We start from the raw sequence: 15,803 nt of genomic DNA, 5'->3' as shown, positions 1-15,803 counted from the left end.
GGTTCCGGCTGAGGGCATACGATTTTGATATGACCCGGCCCGCTCCCCGCCCCGATCGCCCGCTGCACCTGACCGCACTGCGGCTGTTGGCCGCCGTCGATGAACTCGGCGGCCTCGGCGCCGCCGCCCGCGCGATGGGCATGGCCCAGCCCAACGCCAGCCGGGCGCTGGCCGCCCTCGAACGCGAACTCGGCGCCATGCTGCTCGACCGCGGCCCGCGCGGGTCCGCACCCACGCCCATGGGCCGGGCGATCCTGGCCGCCGCGGTCCCGCTTTTCGACGCCGCCGACGCCTTCCACCACGACGTCGACGTCCTCACGTCGGACGGCACCGCACCACTACGGGTCTCCGCGAGCCTGACCGTCGCCGAACACCTCATGCCCGGCTGGCTGGCGACCTACCGGCGCCTCCACCCCGGCGCCGAGGTCGGGCTGCGGGTGCGCAACTCGGATCGAGTCTTCGACGAGGTGCTCTCGGGAGCCTGCGACATCGGGTTCGTGGAAACGCCGCTGTCGCGCAAGAATCTCCACGGCACCGTCGTCGCCGACGACCACCTGGTCGTCATCGTCGCGCCGGATCATCCGTGGGCGACGCGCGGATCGACCGAGGGTGGCGAGCAGAACCGGGTCACCGCCGCCGAGCTGGCCGCCACCCCGTTGGTGCTGCGCGAGCGGGGATCCGGCACCCGCGCCATCCTCGACCGTGCGCTGGCCCCATGGAACCCCGTGCCGCCGGCGGTGGAGCTGGGCAGCAACGCCGCCGTCGCCGCCACCGTCCGGGCGGGCCAGGAACCCGGCGTGCTCAGCGAACTCGCCGTCGCCGACGCGCTTGCCCACGGCGATCTCGCGGTCGTCGACGTCGGCGACGAACTCGACTTCAGCCGCCACATCCGCGCCGTGTGGCGCGGCACGGGGCCACTGCGGGCGGCGCGGGACCTGATCCGCATCGCGTCGTCGTAAAGCACCGGCCGCCGCCGAGCGAAACAGGGTCAGGCGCCGGCGACCCGCGCATCCTGATCCGGGGTCTTCTGGCGCACCAGCGTCACCGGATTGCCAGGATCGAGGCTCTCGACGTGCCTGCCGACGCGCCGCCACGGCGCCCCCTCGATGTCCGGATCCCCGTCGATGGTGAGCACCAGCCGCTTTCCGCTGAGCACCGAACCGACCACGCCAACGCCGAACTGCCGGGTCACGCGGGCGATCTCGCGCTCGATGCGGCCCGACGGCCGCACCGGCTGCGGTTCCGCCAAACCGGCGACGCCCGCCATCGGCACCAGGCGCGTGCGCCACACCCGATCGACCTGGGTGTGCAGGGCCCGCTCGGTGCCGGAATTGTCGATGACCACGTCGGCGGCGGCCAACCGCTCGGCATCCGGGATCTGGGCCGCGATGCGGCGGCGGGCATCCGCCTCGTCGACGCCGCGGTTTTCCACCAGACGGCTGACCCGAAGCTCCACCGGCGCATCCACGACCAGCACGATGTGATGATCGGGCGCCAGACCATTCTCGACCAGCAACGGCATGTCGTGGACGACGATGTCCTTGGCCCCGGCGGCGTCGAATAGCTCCGCCGTGCGCTCCTTGATGCGGGGATGCGTGATCGCGTTGAGCTTCGCCGTCGCTTCCTGCGACGCGAAGGCCCGATGCGCCAGACGCGCGCGCAGCAGGCGTCCGTCGGCGTCGAGGATGTCCGGCCCGAATTCCTGGGCCAACTCCTCCAACGCGGGCTGACCGGGTTCGACGATCTCGCGCGCAATGGCATCGGCGTCGATGATCACGCACCCGAGCTCGCGCAGCCGCCGGGCCACCGACGACTTGCCGCTGCCCATTCCTCCGGTCAATCCAACTTTCAACATGTGCGTCACAATAGGCCACCGGGCGGACGCCGATCCCCCCCGACACCCCAAAACCCCTGCGAAGCAACGGATTTGACCAGACTGGAGTGAATTCCGGTTACCCCCGGGCGCGCGAAGGGCCCCGCGCACGTAAAAGGCCCTCGGCATGCGAAAGGCCCCGGCCCCGCACCTTCCGTGGAAGATGCGGGGCCGGGGCCCGGTTCAGCCGGCGGAGATCAACCCCGGGCGGCCGTACCTACTCGACTCAGTTGCCGGACAGGCGGGCGCGCAGGGCGGCCAGCTGCTCGTCGGAGGCGAGGGTGCCGCCGGACTCGGCCGGAGCCTCGGTGGCCGCCGCCGGGGCGTCCTCCGTGGTCTCGGACGAGTAGTTCGACGGGGTCGCGGCGGCCTCGGCGGCCTGCGCGCGGTGACGCTCGATCTGCGCGGCGTGCATGCCGTGGTGGCGCTCCGCCTCGGCGTAACGGGCCTCCCACTCGGCGCGCTGGGTCTCGAAGCCCTCCATCCACTCGTTGGTCTCCGCGTCGAAGCCCTCCGGGAAGATGTAGTTGCCCTGCTCATCGTAGGAATCGCCCATGCCGTACTTGGTCGGGTCGAACTCCTCGGTGAAGTCCTCGTCGGCCTGCTTCAGCGACAGGGAGATGCGGCGGCGGTCCAGGTCGATGTCGATGACCTTGACCATGGCCTCCTCGCCGACGGTGACGATCTGGTCCGGGACATCCACGTGGCGCTCGGCAAGCTCGGAGATGTGGACCAGGCCCTCGATGCCCTCCTCGACGCGGACGAACGCGCCGAACGGCACCAGCTTGGTGACCTTGCCCGGGACGATCTGGCCGATGGCGTGGGTGCGGGCGAACACGCGCCACGGGTCCTCCTGGGTCGCCTTCAGCGACAGGGAGACGCGCTCGCGGTTGAGATCGACCTCGAGAACCTCGACGGTGACCTCGTCGCCGACCTGGACGACCTCGGACGGGTGATCGATGTGCTTCCAGGACAGCTCGGAAACGTGCACCAGGCCGTCGACGCCGCCGAGATCGACGAACGCGCCGAAGTTGACGATGGAGGACACGACGCCCTTGCGGACCTGGCCCTTCTGCAGCTGGTGCAGGAACTCGGAGCGGACCTCGGACTGGGTCTGCTCGAGCCACGCACGGCGGGACAGGACCACGTTGTTGCGGTTCTTGTCCAGCTCGATGATCTTCGCCTCGAGCTCCTGGCCGATGTACGGCTGCAGGTCGCGGACGCGGCGCATCTCGACCAGCGACGCCGGCAGGAAGCCGCGCAGGCCGATGTCCAGGATCAGGCCGCCCTTGACGACCTCGATGACGGTACCGGTGACCGGCTCGTCCTTCTCCTTGAGATCCTCGATGGTGCCCCAGGCGCGCTCGTACTGCGCACGCTTCTTGGACAGGATCAGGCGGCCTTCCTTGTCCTCCTTGGTGAGGACCAGGGCGTCGATCTCGTCACCGACCTCGACCACCTCGTCGGGGTCGACATCGTGCTTGATGGACAGCTCGCGGGAGGGGATGACGCCCTCCGTCTTGTAGCCGATGTCGAGCAGGACCTCATCGCGATCGACCTTGACCACGGTGCCTTCGACGATGTCGCCATCGTTGAAGTACTTGATCGTGGAGTCGATGGCGGCGAGGAAATCCTCAGCGGTGCCGATGTCGTTGACGGCGACCTGAGGGGTGTTGGAGGTGGGCATATGTAAGTTGCTCCGAAGCGGATAGGAATCGAGTTGGACAGGGTCGGTCCGGTACACCCGCATCCGCCCTGATGGACGGGGTGGGGTCGTCGGATCGGCAGGCGGGCGCCGGTTGCGCACGCATACCGCGAACACGATACGCGCCCACCTGCACCGAATCAAGTCCCGCCGCAGGTGAGACGGGTGTGACGGAAGGGTTCCGGCGCGTCCTAGACTCGCCCCATGTCCCAATTCTTCGGTTACGCCCCGGTCGGCGACGACGAATCCGCCAGGGCGAACCGCTCCTGGTGGGATTCGGACGCCATCGACTACCACCGCGAGCACCCGCTCTACCTCGGTGAAGGACGGCCGGAGGGCGATTTCGTCTGGTGCCCCGAGATGCTGCGCGAAGAGCACGCCCATCTGCTTGGCGACGCCGACGTGCTCGCGAGTTCCGACGTCCTCGAGATCGGCTGCGGTTCCGCGCCGTGCTCTCGCTGGCTGGCGGCCCACCGCCCGCCGAAGTCCTTGACCGCCTTCGACGTGTCGATGGGCATGCTCGCCCACGGGGTGACCGCGGCGGCATCCGACGACGCCGGCGGACGCGCTGGGCGCGGGCCGTCGTCAAGCGGGGGTGGCCCCCGGGAATTGGCTGGCGTGAATCTGGTGCAGGCCGACGCCGCGGCGATGCCGTTCGGGGACGCTTCCTTCGACATCGCGTTCTCCGTGTTCGGGGCCATCCCCTTCGTGGCGGATTCGGCCGGGCTGATGCGCGGCGTCGCCCGCGTGCTGCGGCCCGGCGGGCGCTTCGTGTTTTCGGTGACTCACCCGATGCGCTGGTGCTTCCCCGACGACCCCGGGCCCGCCGGATTGAAGGCGGGCATCCCCTATTTCCACCGGTCGCCGTACGTGGAGCGCGACGCCGACGGCACCGCGATCTACGTGGAGCACCACCGCACCATGGGCGACCGGGTCCGGGACCTGGTCGGGGCGGGCTTCGTCCTCGAGGACCTCATCGAACCCGAATGGCCCGAGGACCTCGACGTGACGTGGGGCCAATGGTCGCCGCTGCGCGGGGCCGTGATCCCGGGGACGGCGATCTTCGTGGCGCGGCTGGCGGAATAGCCCGCGGAACATGTCGCCGGTGCCCCGAAGACGAGCGGGGCGAACCGGCGGAATGCGATGGCGGGGCACCCGTGTTCGAATGCCGCCGGGCGGTGATCCGGGAGCTTTCCTAGCATGGGGCCCATGGAGATCACTTTCGGTTGGGGCCTGGACGGGGCCGCGTGGGAAAGGCCCTGTCGCGAGGGCGAATCGCGGGCGACGCTCGGGCACGCGGCGGTCGGGCCAGCCGGGCTGGCGGGGATTCTGGGCACGCGCCTGGGCATCGGCGGGGTGATGCTCGAGCGCCCCCTGCGCATCGGCGCGTACCGTGATGCGCTGGCGCGGACGTCGCGGCAGTGGTGCGGCGATTCCTTCCAGCTCGACGCGTGGGCGGTGGCGAAGAAGATGCTGTCGTGGCGCGACGAGCTCGTCACCGCAGGGTGGGACGGTTCCCCGGTGGCGGGAGCCTCTCCCCGCTTGGCCGATCTCGCGGAGGCCGAAGAGCTTTTCGACGCTCCCGGAGCCGCCGATGATCTGCGGGGCGTCGCGGCGATGCTGCGCGAACTCGTCGTCGACGGAGTCGTGTGGCCGCTGGGCATCGACCGGTTGACCATCTTGGGGTCGCGCGCGGAGCTGCCGGCCCCGTGGCCGGGGATCATCGACGACGTCGAGGCGCTCGGCGTGTCCATCGGCGAGGAAGGTGCGCCCGCCTCGGTCGAGAGATTGCGGGTGATCACCGCCGCCACCGAATGGGAGGCGGCCGAGGCCGCGGCGCGCATCCTGGCGACCGCGCCCGGCACCGCCCTGGTGGCCACGCACCACACGGAGGTCCTCGATCAGGAGCTGTCCCGCCGGGGCATGGCCCGGCTCGGGGCGTTGGAGGCCTCGGACCAGCGCGCGACGGCGCAGGTCTTGCCGCTCTTCCTGGACGCCATCTGCGGGCCGATCGACGTCCACGCCATCGCCGCGTTCCTGGACATGGGCCTGACCACCTCCGATACCCGCACCGGCACGGTGACCGACCTGGGCGTCGTCCCCTACGTCATCCGCCGCGGACTGCTCGGGGCACTCGCCGCGCAACCCGGCGTCGGCGGCCCGGCGTGGCTCGGGGCGCTGGAGGACATCCGCGCCGACATCGCGGCCCGGGCCGACGAGTCCGTGGACGAAGTCGCGAAGAGCGCCGCTCACCGTGCGGCGACACACGAAGAGCTGCTGGACGCGCTCGACTTGTACCTGCGCACCTCGCGCATCGGGTTCGTCGACGGCGTGTGCGACACCGCCGCGATCATCGAGCCCCTGGACTGGCTGGCGAAGCGCCTGCGCAACATGGGCGCGATCTTCGAGGCTCCGGAGCTGTTGGTCGCGGGGAGGTCGGTGACCACGGCGATCGAGGTCCTCGGGCGGCAGGCCACCGTAAGCGAGCGTGAATTGCAGAGGATCCTCGAAGACTGCGGTTCCGCGCAGCAGTCTCCCCTGGCGGGGGCCGAGGCCGCCGAGGGCTCCCGCGTGCCGTCGCCGGCGTTGATCCGCAATCCCGGCCCCGTCGTGTGGTGGGGCGCCGTCGACGACGGCCGTACCCGGCGCCGCATCTGGACTCCGGAGGAGGTGCGCACGCTCGCCGTTGCCGGCGTCGACGTACCCGATCCCGGCATTCTGGCCAGGCTGACGTCCACGGCGGAACTGGCGGGACTGTGCAGGGCCGGCGACGTCGTGGCGGTCGTCCCGGCCGTCCTCGATGGTGCGGCGACGACCCGGCACCCCGCCCTGTCCTTCGCGGCCCACGGCAGCACGGGATACGACGGGGCCGAATCCGAATTCACCGCCCGCCAACTCGTCGTCGACGGCACCTGGAATTTCGGCGGCGCCGACCTTCCCCTGGATGTCCCGGAGCCTTTCGTCCCGGACGCCGACGCCCTCGCCGCGAACGCGTCTCGCCGTGAGGTGCCTCCGGGAACCCACCTGTTGCCGGACCGGCTGTCCTACTCCCAAATGGAGAAGCTCCTGGTCCACCGCCTGGAGTGGCTGCTGGCGTACCCGCTGCGGATCCGCCAGGGTTGGGTGACCGACATTCCCACCGGAAACCGGATGATCGGCACCTTCCTCCACGCGATCATCGAGAAGATCGTCGAAGAAGGACTGGACGGGGCCGACGTCGCGACGGTGCGGACCTGCTTCGCCGAATTGCTCCCCCACTACGCCTCGGAGCTGAACCTGCCGGGCAATGCCCGACTGCGCCAGCAGGTGGAGGCGGAGGCCCTCGAGAGCATCCCCGAGCTCTTCGGGACGCTGCGCCGCGGCGGCATGATCGTCACCGCTGCCGAGGCCCCCATCGAGCGGGAACTCGTGCTGGCTCTTCGGGACCCCGACGGCGACCCGGATGATCCGGCGAACGTCCACGAGCATCCGGTCACCATGGTGGGCTTCCGCGACCTCGACGCCGAAACGGCCGACGGCACCACCGTGGTCATCGACATGAAGTACTCGGTCAGCCGACGCAAGTACGGCGACCTCATCGAATCCGGCCGCTCCCTGCAGCTGGCCACCTACGCGTGGTCGGTCGCCGATGAGCTTCCGCTGGAGAGCATCGTCACGGCCTACTTCGAGCTCAAGTACGCGCGCTTCGACTCGCTCGACCCCGCGCTCGGCGGCCTGACCCCCGCCACCGGTTCGGTCGCCCCCGAAACGCTGTGGCGGCGGGCCGTGACCTCCGTCGAAGAGGCGCTGTCCGAGATCGCGTTCTCCGGGGTCGTCAAGGACGAGGGCAACGCCATGCTCGTCGCCGCCGACGGCGTCGAGCGCGAGATCGCGAAGAGGTCGGCGAAGGCGTCCGAGGCCGCCGACATGAACGACCGCTACCTGCCCATGGACACCGCGAAGTACGTGGACTACGGGATCATCACCGGCATCGAGGCCGATCCGTCATGACCGATGGGAACCAGAAGAACACCATGAAGTCGACCATCATCACCGCCAGCGCCGGCACCGGCAAGACCTACACGATCACGGGCAAGCTCGCGGACCGCATCAAGGACGGGTTGTCGCCGTCGGCCATCATCGCCACGACCTTCACCACGAAGGCCGCCGGTGAGCTGTCGGAGCGCATCCGCTCGAAGCTGATGGAAGACGGCCTGGCGGAGCAGGCCCAGGCCATCGGTTCCGCCCTGGTCGGCACCGTCAACTCGGTGTCGGCGACGCTGGTGCGCGACTTCGCCATCGACGCCGGCCTGTCCCCCGAGCTCGAGACGCTGACCGAAGACGCCGCCGCCAGGGCCTTCGACCTCGCCTGCGATGCCGTCATCGCCGATGCAGAGGACGCCCACCGCGATCTGCTGCGCCGGACCGGATACGACAAGCCCGTCGACGCGTACGAGTTCGATCAGCGGAAGTCCTTCTCCGACACCGTCCGCGCCATCGCGGAGACCGCGCGGCAGAACCTCATCGGCCCCGAGGGCCTCGCCACCGCCGCCGAGGCGTCGGTCGCGGAGCTCATCGAGGTCCTCGATCAGGTCAATCGCGAATCGGTTGGCGCCGTCGAAACCGACGACCGTGCCATGTGGGCAAGTGATGCAATTTCTGCATGCGAAGCCGCGATCGAGCTGGACGCGGGCGACGAGCGCAATGCCGCCATTGGCCGCCGCCGCAAGTTCGCGGAGCTGGCCAAGGCGATGTCGCGCGACGTCGATCGGATCCCGTGGAACGAATGGGCGAAACTCGCGGACGTGAAGTCCCCCAAGGCCATCGGCAAAGTCTTCGAGGGCTTCGCCGAGATCGCCGCGGACATCGCCGCCAGCCCCGCCTACCGCGAGGACATGGCCGCATTGACGCGGTTGGTGCTCGGCACCGCCGCCACGTGCCTGACCGCGTACGACGACCACAAGAAGGCGCTCGGCCTCATCGATTTCACCGACCAGGAGGTCCTGGCGCTAGAAATCATCACGACGTCGCCGTCGGTGCGCGCGGCCATCGCCGAAACGTACGAGGTCCTCGTCGTCGACGAGTTCCAGGACACCAACCCGATCCAGCTCGCCCTTTTCTTCCAGTTGGGCGAACTGGCCGGCGAGGTCATCTGGGTCGGCGACCCGAAGCAGTCGATTTACGGTTTCCGCGGTTCCGATCCGCAGCTGATGGCCGCCGCCTTCGACGAGCTCGCCGTTCACGGCACCGTCGAAAAGCTCGATCGGTCCTGGCGTTCCTTCAGAGAGCCGCTGGCGCTGACCAACGAACTGTTTTCCGCGTCGATGCCGGACGCGGACGTCCGCCTCCGCGTCGCCGAACCGAAAGTGTTCGAGCACAAGGGCGGTGACGTGCGTGTTTGGCAGCCCTCCACCGACGGCGGCACGTCGAATGCGCCGTGGTTCGGGGCGATCGCCAAGGGCGTGTCCTCGCTCATCGCGGAGGGCACGGCGCCGAAGGACATCGCCGTTCTCGCACGGTCGAAGTCCAACGTCGAGAACATCGTCGACACGCTCACCGAGGCGGGCATCCCCTGCACCGGCGACAAGGCGGATCTGCGCACGGCGCGGGAAGGCCAGGTCATCCGGGCGGGACTCGGATTCCTGCTCGATCCGCGGGACACCCGCTCGCTGGTCGAACTGATCGTGCTGTGCGATGACCACTCGGCGCACGACACCTGGTTCTCCCGGCTCACGGCCGCCGATACGACCCGGGAATCGCGGAGCGAACTGTTGCGATCCTGGGCAGACGACGAGGCGCTCGCCCCGCTGCAGCAGCTGCGCACCGCCGCGGTGAACCTCACCCCGGTCGAATGCGTCCGACAGGTCATCGATGCGCTGGACCTGCGCCGCCGGATCGTGGGATGGACGCGACCGTCGCGGCGCATGGGATCGCTCGACGCCTTCACCGGTCTGGCACGCGAGTACCAGGACGAGACCCGCTCGGCGGGCGGGGCGACGTCGCTGTCCGGATTCCTCAATTGGTTCGACGCCATCGATGAACTTCCGGAGGCCGGCGGCGACGACGATTCGGTGTACGTGGGCACCATGCACTCCTCGAAGGGCCTCGAGTGGGATGCGGTGTGCGTCGCGGTGCCCAAGCCCAAGGACATGTTCACGCCCGACGGTCATTGGGTGGCCTCGCGCGAAGCGCCCACGCTGGAGAATCCGCTGGGCGACCGCTACCTGCGGTTCTGGCCCGCAGCACCAGGCAAGGCGAAGGTCATCGTCGAGACGATGGCCGCCCAACCCGTGCAGAAGGAACGCGCGGCGGCCGAGGTCGAGGACGCCCGCCGCCTGGCCTACGTGTCGCTGACGCGCGCGGCCAAGCACTCGATCCTGTGCGCCCGGTCGGGATTCGAGGACTTCGCCGCCGTAAAGGGCACCCCGGTGACCATGAAGGCGGTCGGTGACCACGTGGCGGTGAAGGACGCCGCGGGCAGCGTGGTCCAGGTGCCCGCCCTGATCGAGGCGATGATCTGGGACGACGCCGACGCGACTCCGCCCATGCCGTCGCGGCATCGCCCCGGCCTCGATTCGATGCGCGGCCCCGCACCGGCCGGCCGACTGGCGCCCGCGCGCGTTGCGCCGTCGTCGATCGCCGCGACCGACGACCAGAGGGCCGCGGCCGCCGTCGTCGAACGCGTCGTGCTGGGCGCGCCGCTGGTTTCCGGCGGAGGCCAGCATTGGGAGCGCGTGGGCGAAGCCGTCCATGGTTACCTCGGCCTGCCGCTGGCCACGCTCGGCGCGGACCTGCGCGAGCGGGCCGCCGAGCGCCTCATCGATTCTTGGGGAGTAGGCGCGCACGTCTCCGCCGAAACGATGACGGACCTGGGCAGGCGCTGGCTGGATTGGCTGAATGCGGAGTTCCCCGGTGCCGTGATCCGCTCGGAAGTGCCGGTGACCTGGCGCAACGACGACCACCAGATTCACGAGGGCTGGATCGACCAGCTCCTGGAACTTCCGGACGGCCGCGTGGTCCTCATCGATCACAAGACCTATCCGGGAGACGACCCGATCGACCATGTCCGGAAGAACTACATCGGCCAGCTCTCCGGCTACGCCGACGCACTGGAACGGGCGGGCGCGGGACGGCCCGCCGAGATCCTGGTCCACCTGCCGCTGAAGGGGTTGGTGGTGGCGATCAGGCCGTGACCCCGCGGCGCACTAGCCGTCATGCTCCGGTAGGAAGCGTTCGCAACCTACCGGGGCAAACAACTGGCCCGCCATCCAGCCCGTCGCCCCACGGGCATCGCCCTAGTGCGCCGCCTCGTCCCAGTTCGAGCCGGCGCCGACGGACACGTCGAGCGGCACCTTCAGTTCGAAGGCGGCGTCCATCTCACGGCGGAGCATCTCCTCGATGACCTCCCGCTCACCCGGAGCCACCTCCACGACCAATTCATCGTGGACCTGCAGCAGCACGCGGGAAGCGTAGGGGCCGTCCTCGCCGCCCCGTCGCAAAGCATCGTCGACGCGCAGCATGGCCACCTTGATGATGTCCGCCGCCGTGCCCTGGATCGGCGAGTTCAGGGCGGCGCGCTCGGCCATGTCACGGGCCATGCGGTTGTCGGAGTTGAGATCCGGCAGATAGCGGCGGCGGTCGAACAGCGTCGCGGTGTAGCCGTCCTTGCGGGCGCGCTCCACGACGCCGTCGAGGTAGGCGCGGACGCCGCCGAAACGCTCGAAGTACTCCTCCATCAGGCGCTTCGCCTCGCCCTGCGGAATGTCCAGCTGCTGGGCCAGGCCGAACGCCGACAAGCCGTAGGCCAGGCCGTAGGACATCGCCTTCACGCGGCGGCGCAGGTCCGGCGTCACGCCGTCGATCGGCACGTCGAACACCTTCGAGCCGACGTAGTTGTGCAGGTCCTCGCCGCGCCGGTAGGCGTCGATGAGCCCCTCGTCACCGGACAGGTGCGCCATGACGCGCATTTCGATCTGCGAGTAGTCGGCGGTGACCAGGCCCTCGTAGCCCTCGCCGGCGACGAACGCCGATCGAATCTCGCGGCCGAACTCGGTGCGCACCGGGATGTTCTGCAGGTTCGGCTCGGTCGACGACAGGCGGCCGGTCGCGGCGACGGTCTGGTTGAACGTCGTGTGAATTCGCCCGTCCTCGCCGACGGCCTTGACCAACCCCTCGACGGTCGACTTCATCTTCTGCGACTCGCGGAACGCCATCAGCCGCTCCAGGAACGGGTGATCGTTGGTCTTGGCCAGGTTCTCCAGCTCCTTGGCGGCGGTGGAGTAGCCCGTCTTCGTCTTCTTGGTCTTCGGCATGCCCAGCTGGTCGAAAAGCACCTCCTGCAGCTGTTTCGGCGACCCCAGATTCAGCTCCGGCCGGTCGACGATCCCGCGCGCCGCGTCCTCGGCCGCGGCCTGCGCCTGCGCCGCCTCGTCGCGCAGGGCCTTGAGCTTGGCGACGTCCACCGCGATCCCGGCACGCTCCATCCGCGCCAGAACCGGCGCGAGAGGCACCTCGATGTCCGCGTAGACGTCGTAAAGCCCATTGGCGTCGAGTTCCGCGGCCAGCGCACCCGCGAGATCGAACACAGCGACGGCGCGGTCGGCGTTGCCGGGGCCGGGCTCGTCGAGCAGCGTCAGCTGGCCCTCCGCCTGCGCCAGCGTGCGGTTGAGGTGCCGCTGCAGGATGTTGTCCAGCGTGTAACTGCGCTGGCTGGGCCTCAGGAGGTACGAGGCCAGGAACGTGTCGTGGACGACGCCGGACAGCTCCAGCTCATGGCCCCACAGGGCATGCATGGTCGACTTCGAATCGTGGACCATCTTCGGGTGGTCGCCGGCGAGCCATTCGGCCAACGCTGCGGCGTCGCCCGGCACCAGCCCGGCAGGGTCGACGACGATGGCGGAGACGGTGGACGCTGCGGTGGTTTCGTCGGCGTCGGCTGCATCGTCGGTGGCCGGCTCCTCCTCATGCTCCGACGCGGCGATGGCCAGCTCCCCGCCGGAGTAGTCGATGGCCGCGGGGCCGCGGCGGGCGGCGAGCCACCCCGCCAGCGCACCATCGTCGAGGCTCTCCACGACCACCTCGGTGCCGGAGTCGCCCTCGGCGGCGGTGACGCCCGCGCCTTCGACGGACAGGGTGCGGAACACCCGGTCGCGGAGGCTGTCGCCGAACTCGAGGCGGTCGAAGAAGTCGGCGATGCCTTGAGCGTCGGCCGGCCGCAGCTCCAGCTCACCGGGGCCGTAAGGCAAGGGAAGATCCTTGACCATCTCGGTGAGGTCGCGGTTCATCTGCACGGCGGCGACTCGCTCGCGCAAGTTGTCGCCGACCTTGCCTCGGACCTCGTCGACGCGGTCGATGAGCTCGGCCAGGCTGCCGTACTGCAGGATCCACTTCTGCGCCGTCTTCTCGCCCACGCCCGGGACACCGGGCAGATTGTCCGACGGGTCGCCGCGCAACGCGGCGAAATCCGGGTACTGCGCCGGCGTCAGTCCGTACTTCTCCTTCACGGCTTCCGGTGTGAAGCGATGGAGCGTCGACACGCCACGCATGGGATAGAGGACGGTCGTCGCATCGTTGACGAGCTGCAGCGCATCGCGATCGCCGGTGACGATGAGCGTCTCGAAGCCCTCCGGCAGCGCCTCGGTGGCCAACGTGGCGATGATGTCGTCGGCCTCGTAGTTCTCCTTCTCCAGCGTGACGATGCCCATTTCCTTGAGCACCTGCTGCAGCAACGGCACCTGGCCGCGGAACTCCTCGGGGGTCTTCTCGCGCTGGGCCTTGTAGTCGGGGAACTTGTCCGTGCGGAAGGTCTTGCGGCCGACGTCGAACGCGACGGCGACGTGGGTGGGCTTCTCTTCCGCCAGGAGGTTCGCCAGCATGGACAGGAACCCGTACACCGCGTTGGTGAACTGCCCGCCGGTGGTGGAGAAATTGTCGGTGGGCAACGCGAAGAAGGCCCGGAAGGCCATGGAGTGGCCGTCGACCAGCATGAGGGTTCGTTTCATGCGGACCAGTGTAGGAAAACGCGCCGGCGCGGGGACCGCCCCCACCGCCGCAGGTGCCGACGACGGTCATCACCGACCCCCGGCCCATTTGACCCACGGCGACAAACATGGGGAAAATCGATGTGAAAAGCGCCAGCGGCGCTGGGGGTGCCGGGGGTGCTACCCCCTCTCGATTCCGGCGAATGCAGATTAAATCGGAACTATGGATCGGGCCCCGAAACTCTATCAGTCAACGCCCGCCCGAAACGCCACCCCCGACAGGGGCTGTCCGGCCGCTCGTCCACCCCCACAAGAAGCCATTCCCGGGCACCCCAACTAGGTCCATACCCCCACCGGCTTTATGCTATTTACCATGGATAGCGAAACCTCCCGCCCGCGCCGCCAGAACTCGGCGACGACCCGGGCCCGCATCGTCGAGGTGGCTGCGGCGTACTTCACCCGGAAACCATTCTCGAAGGTCTCCCTCAAGGAGATTGCCACCGAGGCCGGCGTCAGCGCGCCGTTGATCATCAAATACTTCCGCACCAAGGAAGGGCTCCTGGAGGAGCTGATCAACTTCGAGGCGATGAAGGATCTCATCTGCGAGGTTCCCTTCGGGGACATCGGCACGTCGCTGGCCGATGACGCGATCAACGGCGACCGCTCCTCCACCAGCTCGCTGGTCGCGCTGCTGATGGCCACCGCCGGCAGCCCGGCCGCGGTGAAGACGGTCACCGACCAGTTCCAGGAGAGCATCGGCGGCGCCCTGTTCGACCGCATCCGTGACGAGGCCCCCGGCGTGACCGGCGACGAGGATGCCGAGCAGCGTTGCCAGTACGCCCTGGCCATGTACACCGGCCTGGGCACCGTCCTGGTCAGCTACGCCCGCGGCATCCCCTCGGAGGGGGCTGCGGCGGTCGATTCATACGGCGCCCACATCCAGCGGGTCCTGGAGACCCCGACCGAGGTTCCGGTCTCCCCCGCCGGCGACTGACGGCGGCACCCGCGCACTGCCCCGCATCGCCGACGCGCCGCCCGCGCACTTATCCTCGTCGGCGCAGTCGGGCGCCGCACCCCCATGTGACGCGCGCCACCCTCCGTCACCACGGGTTTTTCGGCCATGACCTAGTAACATCGCGTCGCGATGGATACCAACGAAAACACCCGGCCCGCCCCCCGCTCCCGCGTGCCCGCACCCGTGGACGGCCCGGCGGTCAACACCGATCCCCGCCCTCCGACGCCCGCCGGCACGGCGGCCAACGTGGTGCGCGGCGGCCTCATCGGTCTCGCGGAGACGGTCCCCGGCGTGTCCGGCGGCACGGTCGCGCTGGTCACCGGCATCTACGAGCGCCTGATCGCGTCGGCGAAGAACATCACGGAGCTCCCGAAGGACGCCGTGACCAAGGGCGATTGGCGCGCCACGGCCCGCAAGATCGATTGGTGGCTGCTGCTGCCGGTGGCCGTCGGCATGCTCGCGGTCGTCTTCTCCATGGCCGGCATCATGGAATCGTTCGTCACCGACCAGCCGGTTGCGTCGAAGGCACTGTTCATGGGCATGATCGCCATGTCGGTGCTCATCCCCTTCCAGGAGATCCGCCCCGGTGCGCTGGAGCGCCCGGGCATGCGGGGCAAGGTGATCGCGATCTTCGTGTTCTTCGCCGTGGCCACGTTCTGGCTGACGTCGCTGCCGCAGGCCACCGCATCGACCGACCCGTCGCTGTGGATCGTGTTCTTCGCGGCGTCGATCGCCATCTGCGCCCTGGTGCTGCCCGGGGTGTCGGGCTCGTTCTTCCTGCTCGTGGCCGGCCTGTACGCGCCGACCATGGCCGCCGTCGACCAGCGCGACTTGGCCTACCTGGGCGTGTTCATGCTCGGCGCGCTGCTGGGCATCGTGCTGTTCGTGCGTCTGCTGGAGTGGCTGCTGGAGCACAAGCACACCGTCACCCTCGTCGCCATGGCCGGTCTGCTGCTCGGTTCGTTGCGCGCCCTGTGGCCGTGGCAGGCCGAGGACGGCTCGATGCTGCGCGTCGGCGACGACTGGCCGATGGCCCTGGGACTGTTCATGCTCGGCGCATTCATCGTGGGCGTCGTCGCGTGGGTCCAGCACCGTTTCTCGGAGCCGGAGGACGTGCGCTAAGATTCTTCGAGTTGCTTCACGATGGCCACCGGCCGCACCGGAGCAGCCTGGAGCGCCCCTGTAGCCCAATTGGCAGAGGCAACGGATTCAAAACCCGTCCAGTGTGGGTTCGAGTCCCACCGGGGGCAC

9 protein-coding genes and 1 tRNA gene are annotated in these 15,803 nt (G+C 69.2%); 7 read left to right on the top strand and 3 right to left on the bottom strand.

Annotation, left to right across the window (positions count from 1 at the left end; translation table 11 throughout):
* Nucleotides 1–29: 29 nt before the first annotated feature.
* The gene (locus tag CX1_RS02815) at nucleotides 30–959 is read left to right on the top strand and encodes a LysR substrate-binding domain-containing protein (RefSeq protein WP_060925233.1); all 930 of its coding nucleotides are present in this window, start codon (nucleotides 30–32) and stop codon (nucleotides 957–959) included.
* 29 nt (nucleotides 960–988) lie between these two features.
* Here the strand turns inward: CX1_RS02815 and coaE are convergent, their stop codons facing one another.
* On the bottom strand, nucleotides 989–1,855 hold the full coding sequence (gene coaE, locus CX1_RS11940; protein WP_082719030.1) for a dephospho-CoA kinase: 867 nt from the start codon (nucleotides 1,853–1,855) through the stop codon (nucleotides 989–991).
* Between the two features lie 244 nt (nucleotides 1,856–2,099).
* The gene (gene rpsA / locus CX1_RS02805) at nucleotides 2,100–3,560 is read right to left on the bottom strand and encodes a 30S ribosomal protein S1 (RefSeq protein WP_046650615.1); all 1,461 of its coding nucleotides are present in this window, start codon (nucleotides 3,558–3,560) and stop codon (nucleotides 2,100–2,102) included.
* A gap of 222 nt (nucleotides 3,561–3,782) precedes the next feature.
* Between rpsA and CX1_RS02800 the strand changes: the two genes are divergently transcribed.
* The 3 genes from CX1_RS02800 (at nucleotide 3,783) to CX1_RS02790 (ending at nucleotide 10,750) form a co-directional block, all read left to right on the top strand.
* Nucleotides 3,783–4,664 (top strand): class I SAM-dependent methyltransferase, encoded by an 882-nt coding sequence (locus CX1_RS02800; protein WP_060925232.1) that lies wholly within the window; start codon nucleotides 3,783–3,785, stop codon nucleotides 4,662–4,664.
* Between the two features lie 123 nt (nucleotides 4,665–4,787).
* Nucleotides 4,788–7,568 carry a PD-(D/E)XK nuclease family protein gene (locus CX1_RS02795; RefSeq protein ID WP_169793204.1) on the top strand — a complete coding sequence of 927 codons (2,781 nt, stop codon included), beginning with the start codon at nucleotides 4,788–4,790 and terminating at the stop codon, nucleotides 7,566–7,568.
* On the top strand, nucleotides 7,565–10,750 hold the full coding sequence (locus CX1_RS02790) for a UvrD-helicase domain-containing protein (protein WP_060925230.1): 3,186 nt from the start codon (nucleotides 7,565–7,567) through the stop codon (nucleotides 10,748–10,750). Before CX1_RS02795 ends, CX1_RS02790 begins: the two co-directional genes overlap by 4 nt.
* 102 nt (nucleotides 10,751–10,852) lie before the next feature.
* On the opposite strand, the gene polA is transcribed toward CX1_RS02790, so the two are convergent.
* Nucleotides 10,853–13,543 (bottom strand): DNA polymerase I, encoded by a 2,691-nt coding sequence (polA, locus tag CX1_RS02785; RefSeq protein WP_060925229.1) that lies wholly within the window; start codon nucleotides 13,541–13,543, stop codon nucleotides 10,853–10,855.
* Between the two features lie 367 nt (nucleotides 13,544–13,910).
* On the opposite strand from polA, the gene CX1_RS02780 reads away from it, so the two are divergent.
* The 3 genes from CX1_RS02780 (at nucleotide 13,911) to CX1_RS02770 (ending at nucleotide 15,802) form a co-directional block, all read left to right on the top strand.
* Complete coding sequence (locus CX1_RS02780) at nucleotides 13,911–14,531, top strand: TetR/AcrR family transcriptional regulator (protein WP_052753233.1); 621 nt, start codon at nucleotides 13,911–13,913, stop codon at nucleotides 14,529–14,531.
* 150 nt (nucleotides 14,532–14,681) lie between these two features.
* Nucleotides 14,682–15,674, top strand: coding sequence for a DUF368 domain-containing protein (locus CX1_RS02775; protein WP_060925228.1), 993 nt, complete (start codon nucleotides 14,682–14,684; stop codon nucleotides 15,672–15,674).
* A 54-nt stretch (nucleotides 15,675–15,728) separates the two neighbouring features.
* Nucleotides 15,729–15,802: transfer RNA gene (locus CX1_RS02770), tRNA-Leu, on the top strand.
* The last annotated feature ends 1 nt before the right edge of the window (nucleotide 15,803 follow it).

It is taken from the genome of Corynebacterium xerosis NBRC 16721 = ATCC 373 (assembly GCF_001552415.1).
Lineage (GTDB): Bacteria > Actinomycetota > Actinomycetes > Mycobacteriales > Mycobacteriaceae > Corynebacterium > Corynebacterium xerosis.
The sequence above is the reverse complement of the archived record's forward strand: the minus strand, read 5'-3'. Positions and strand labels throughout refer to the sequence as shown.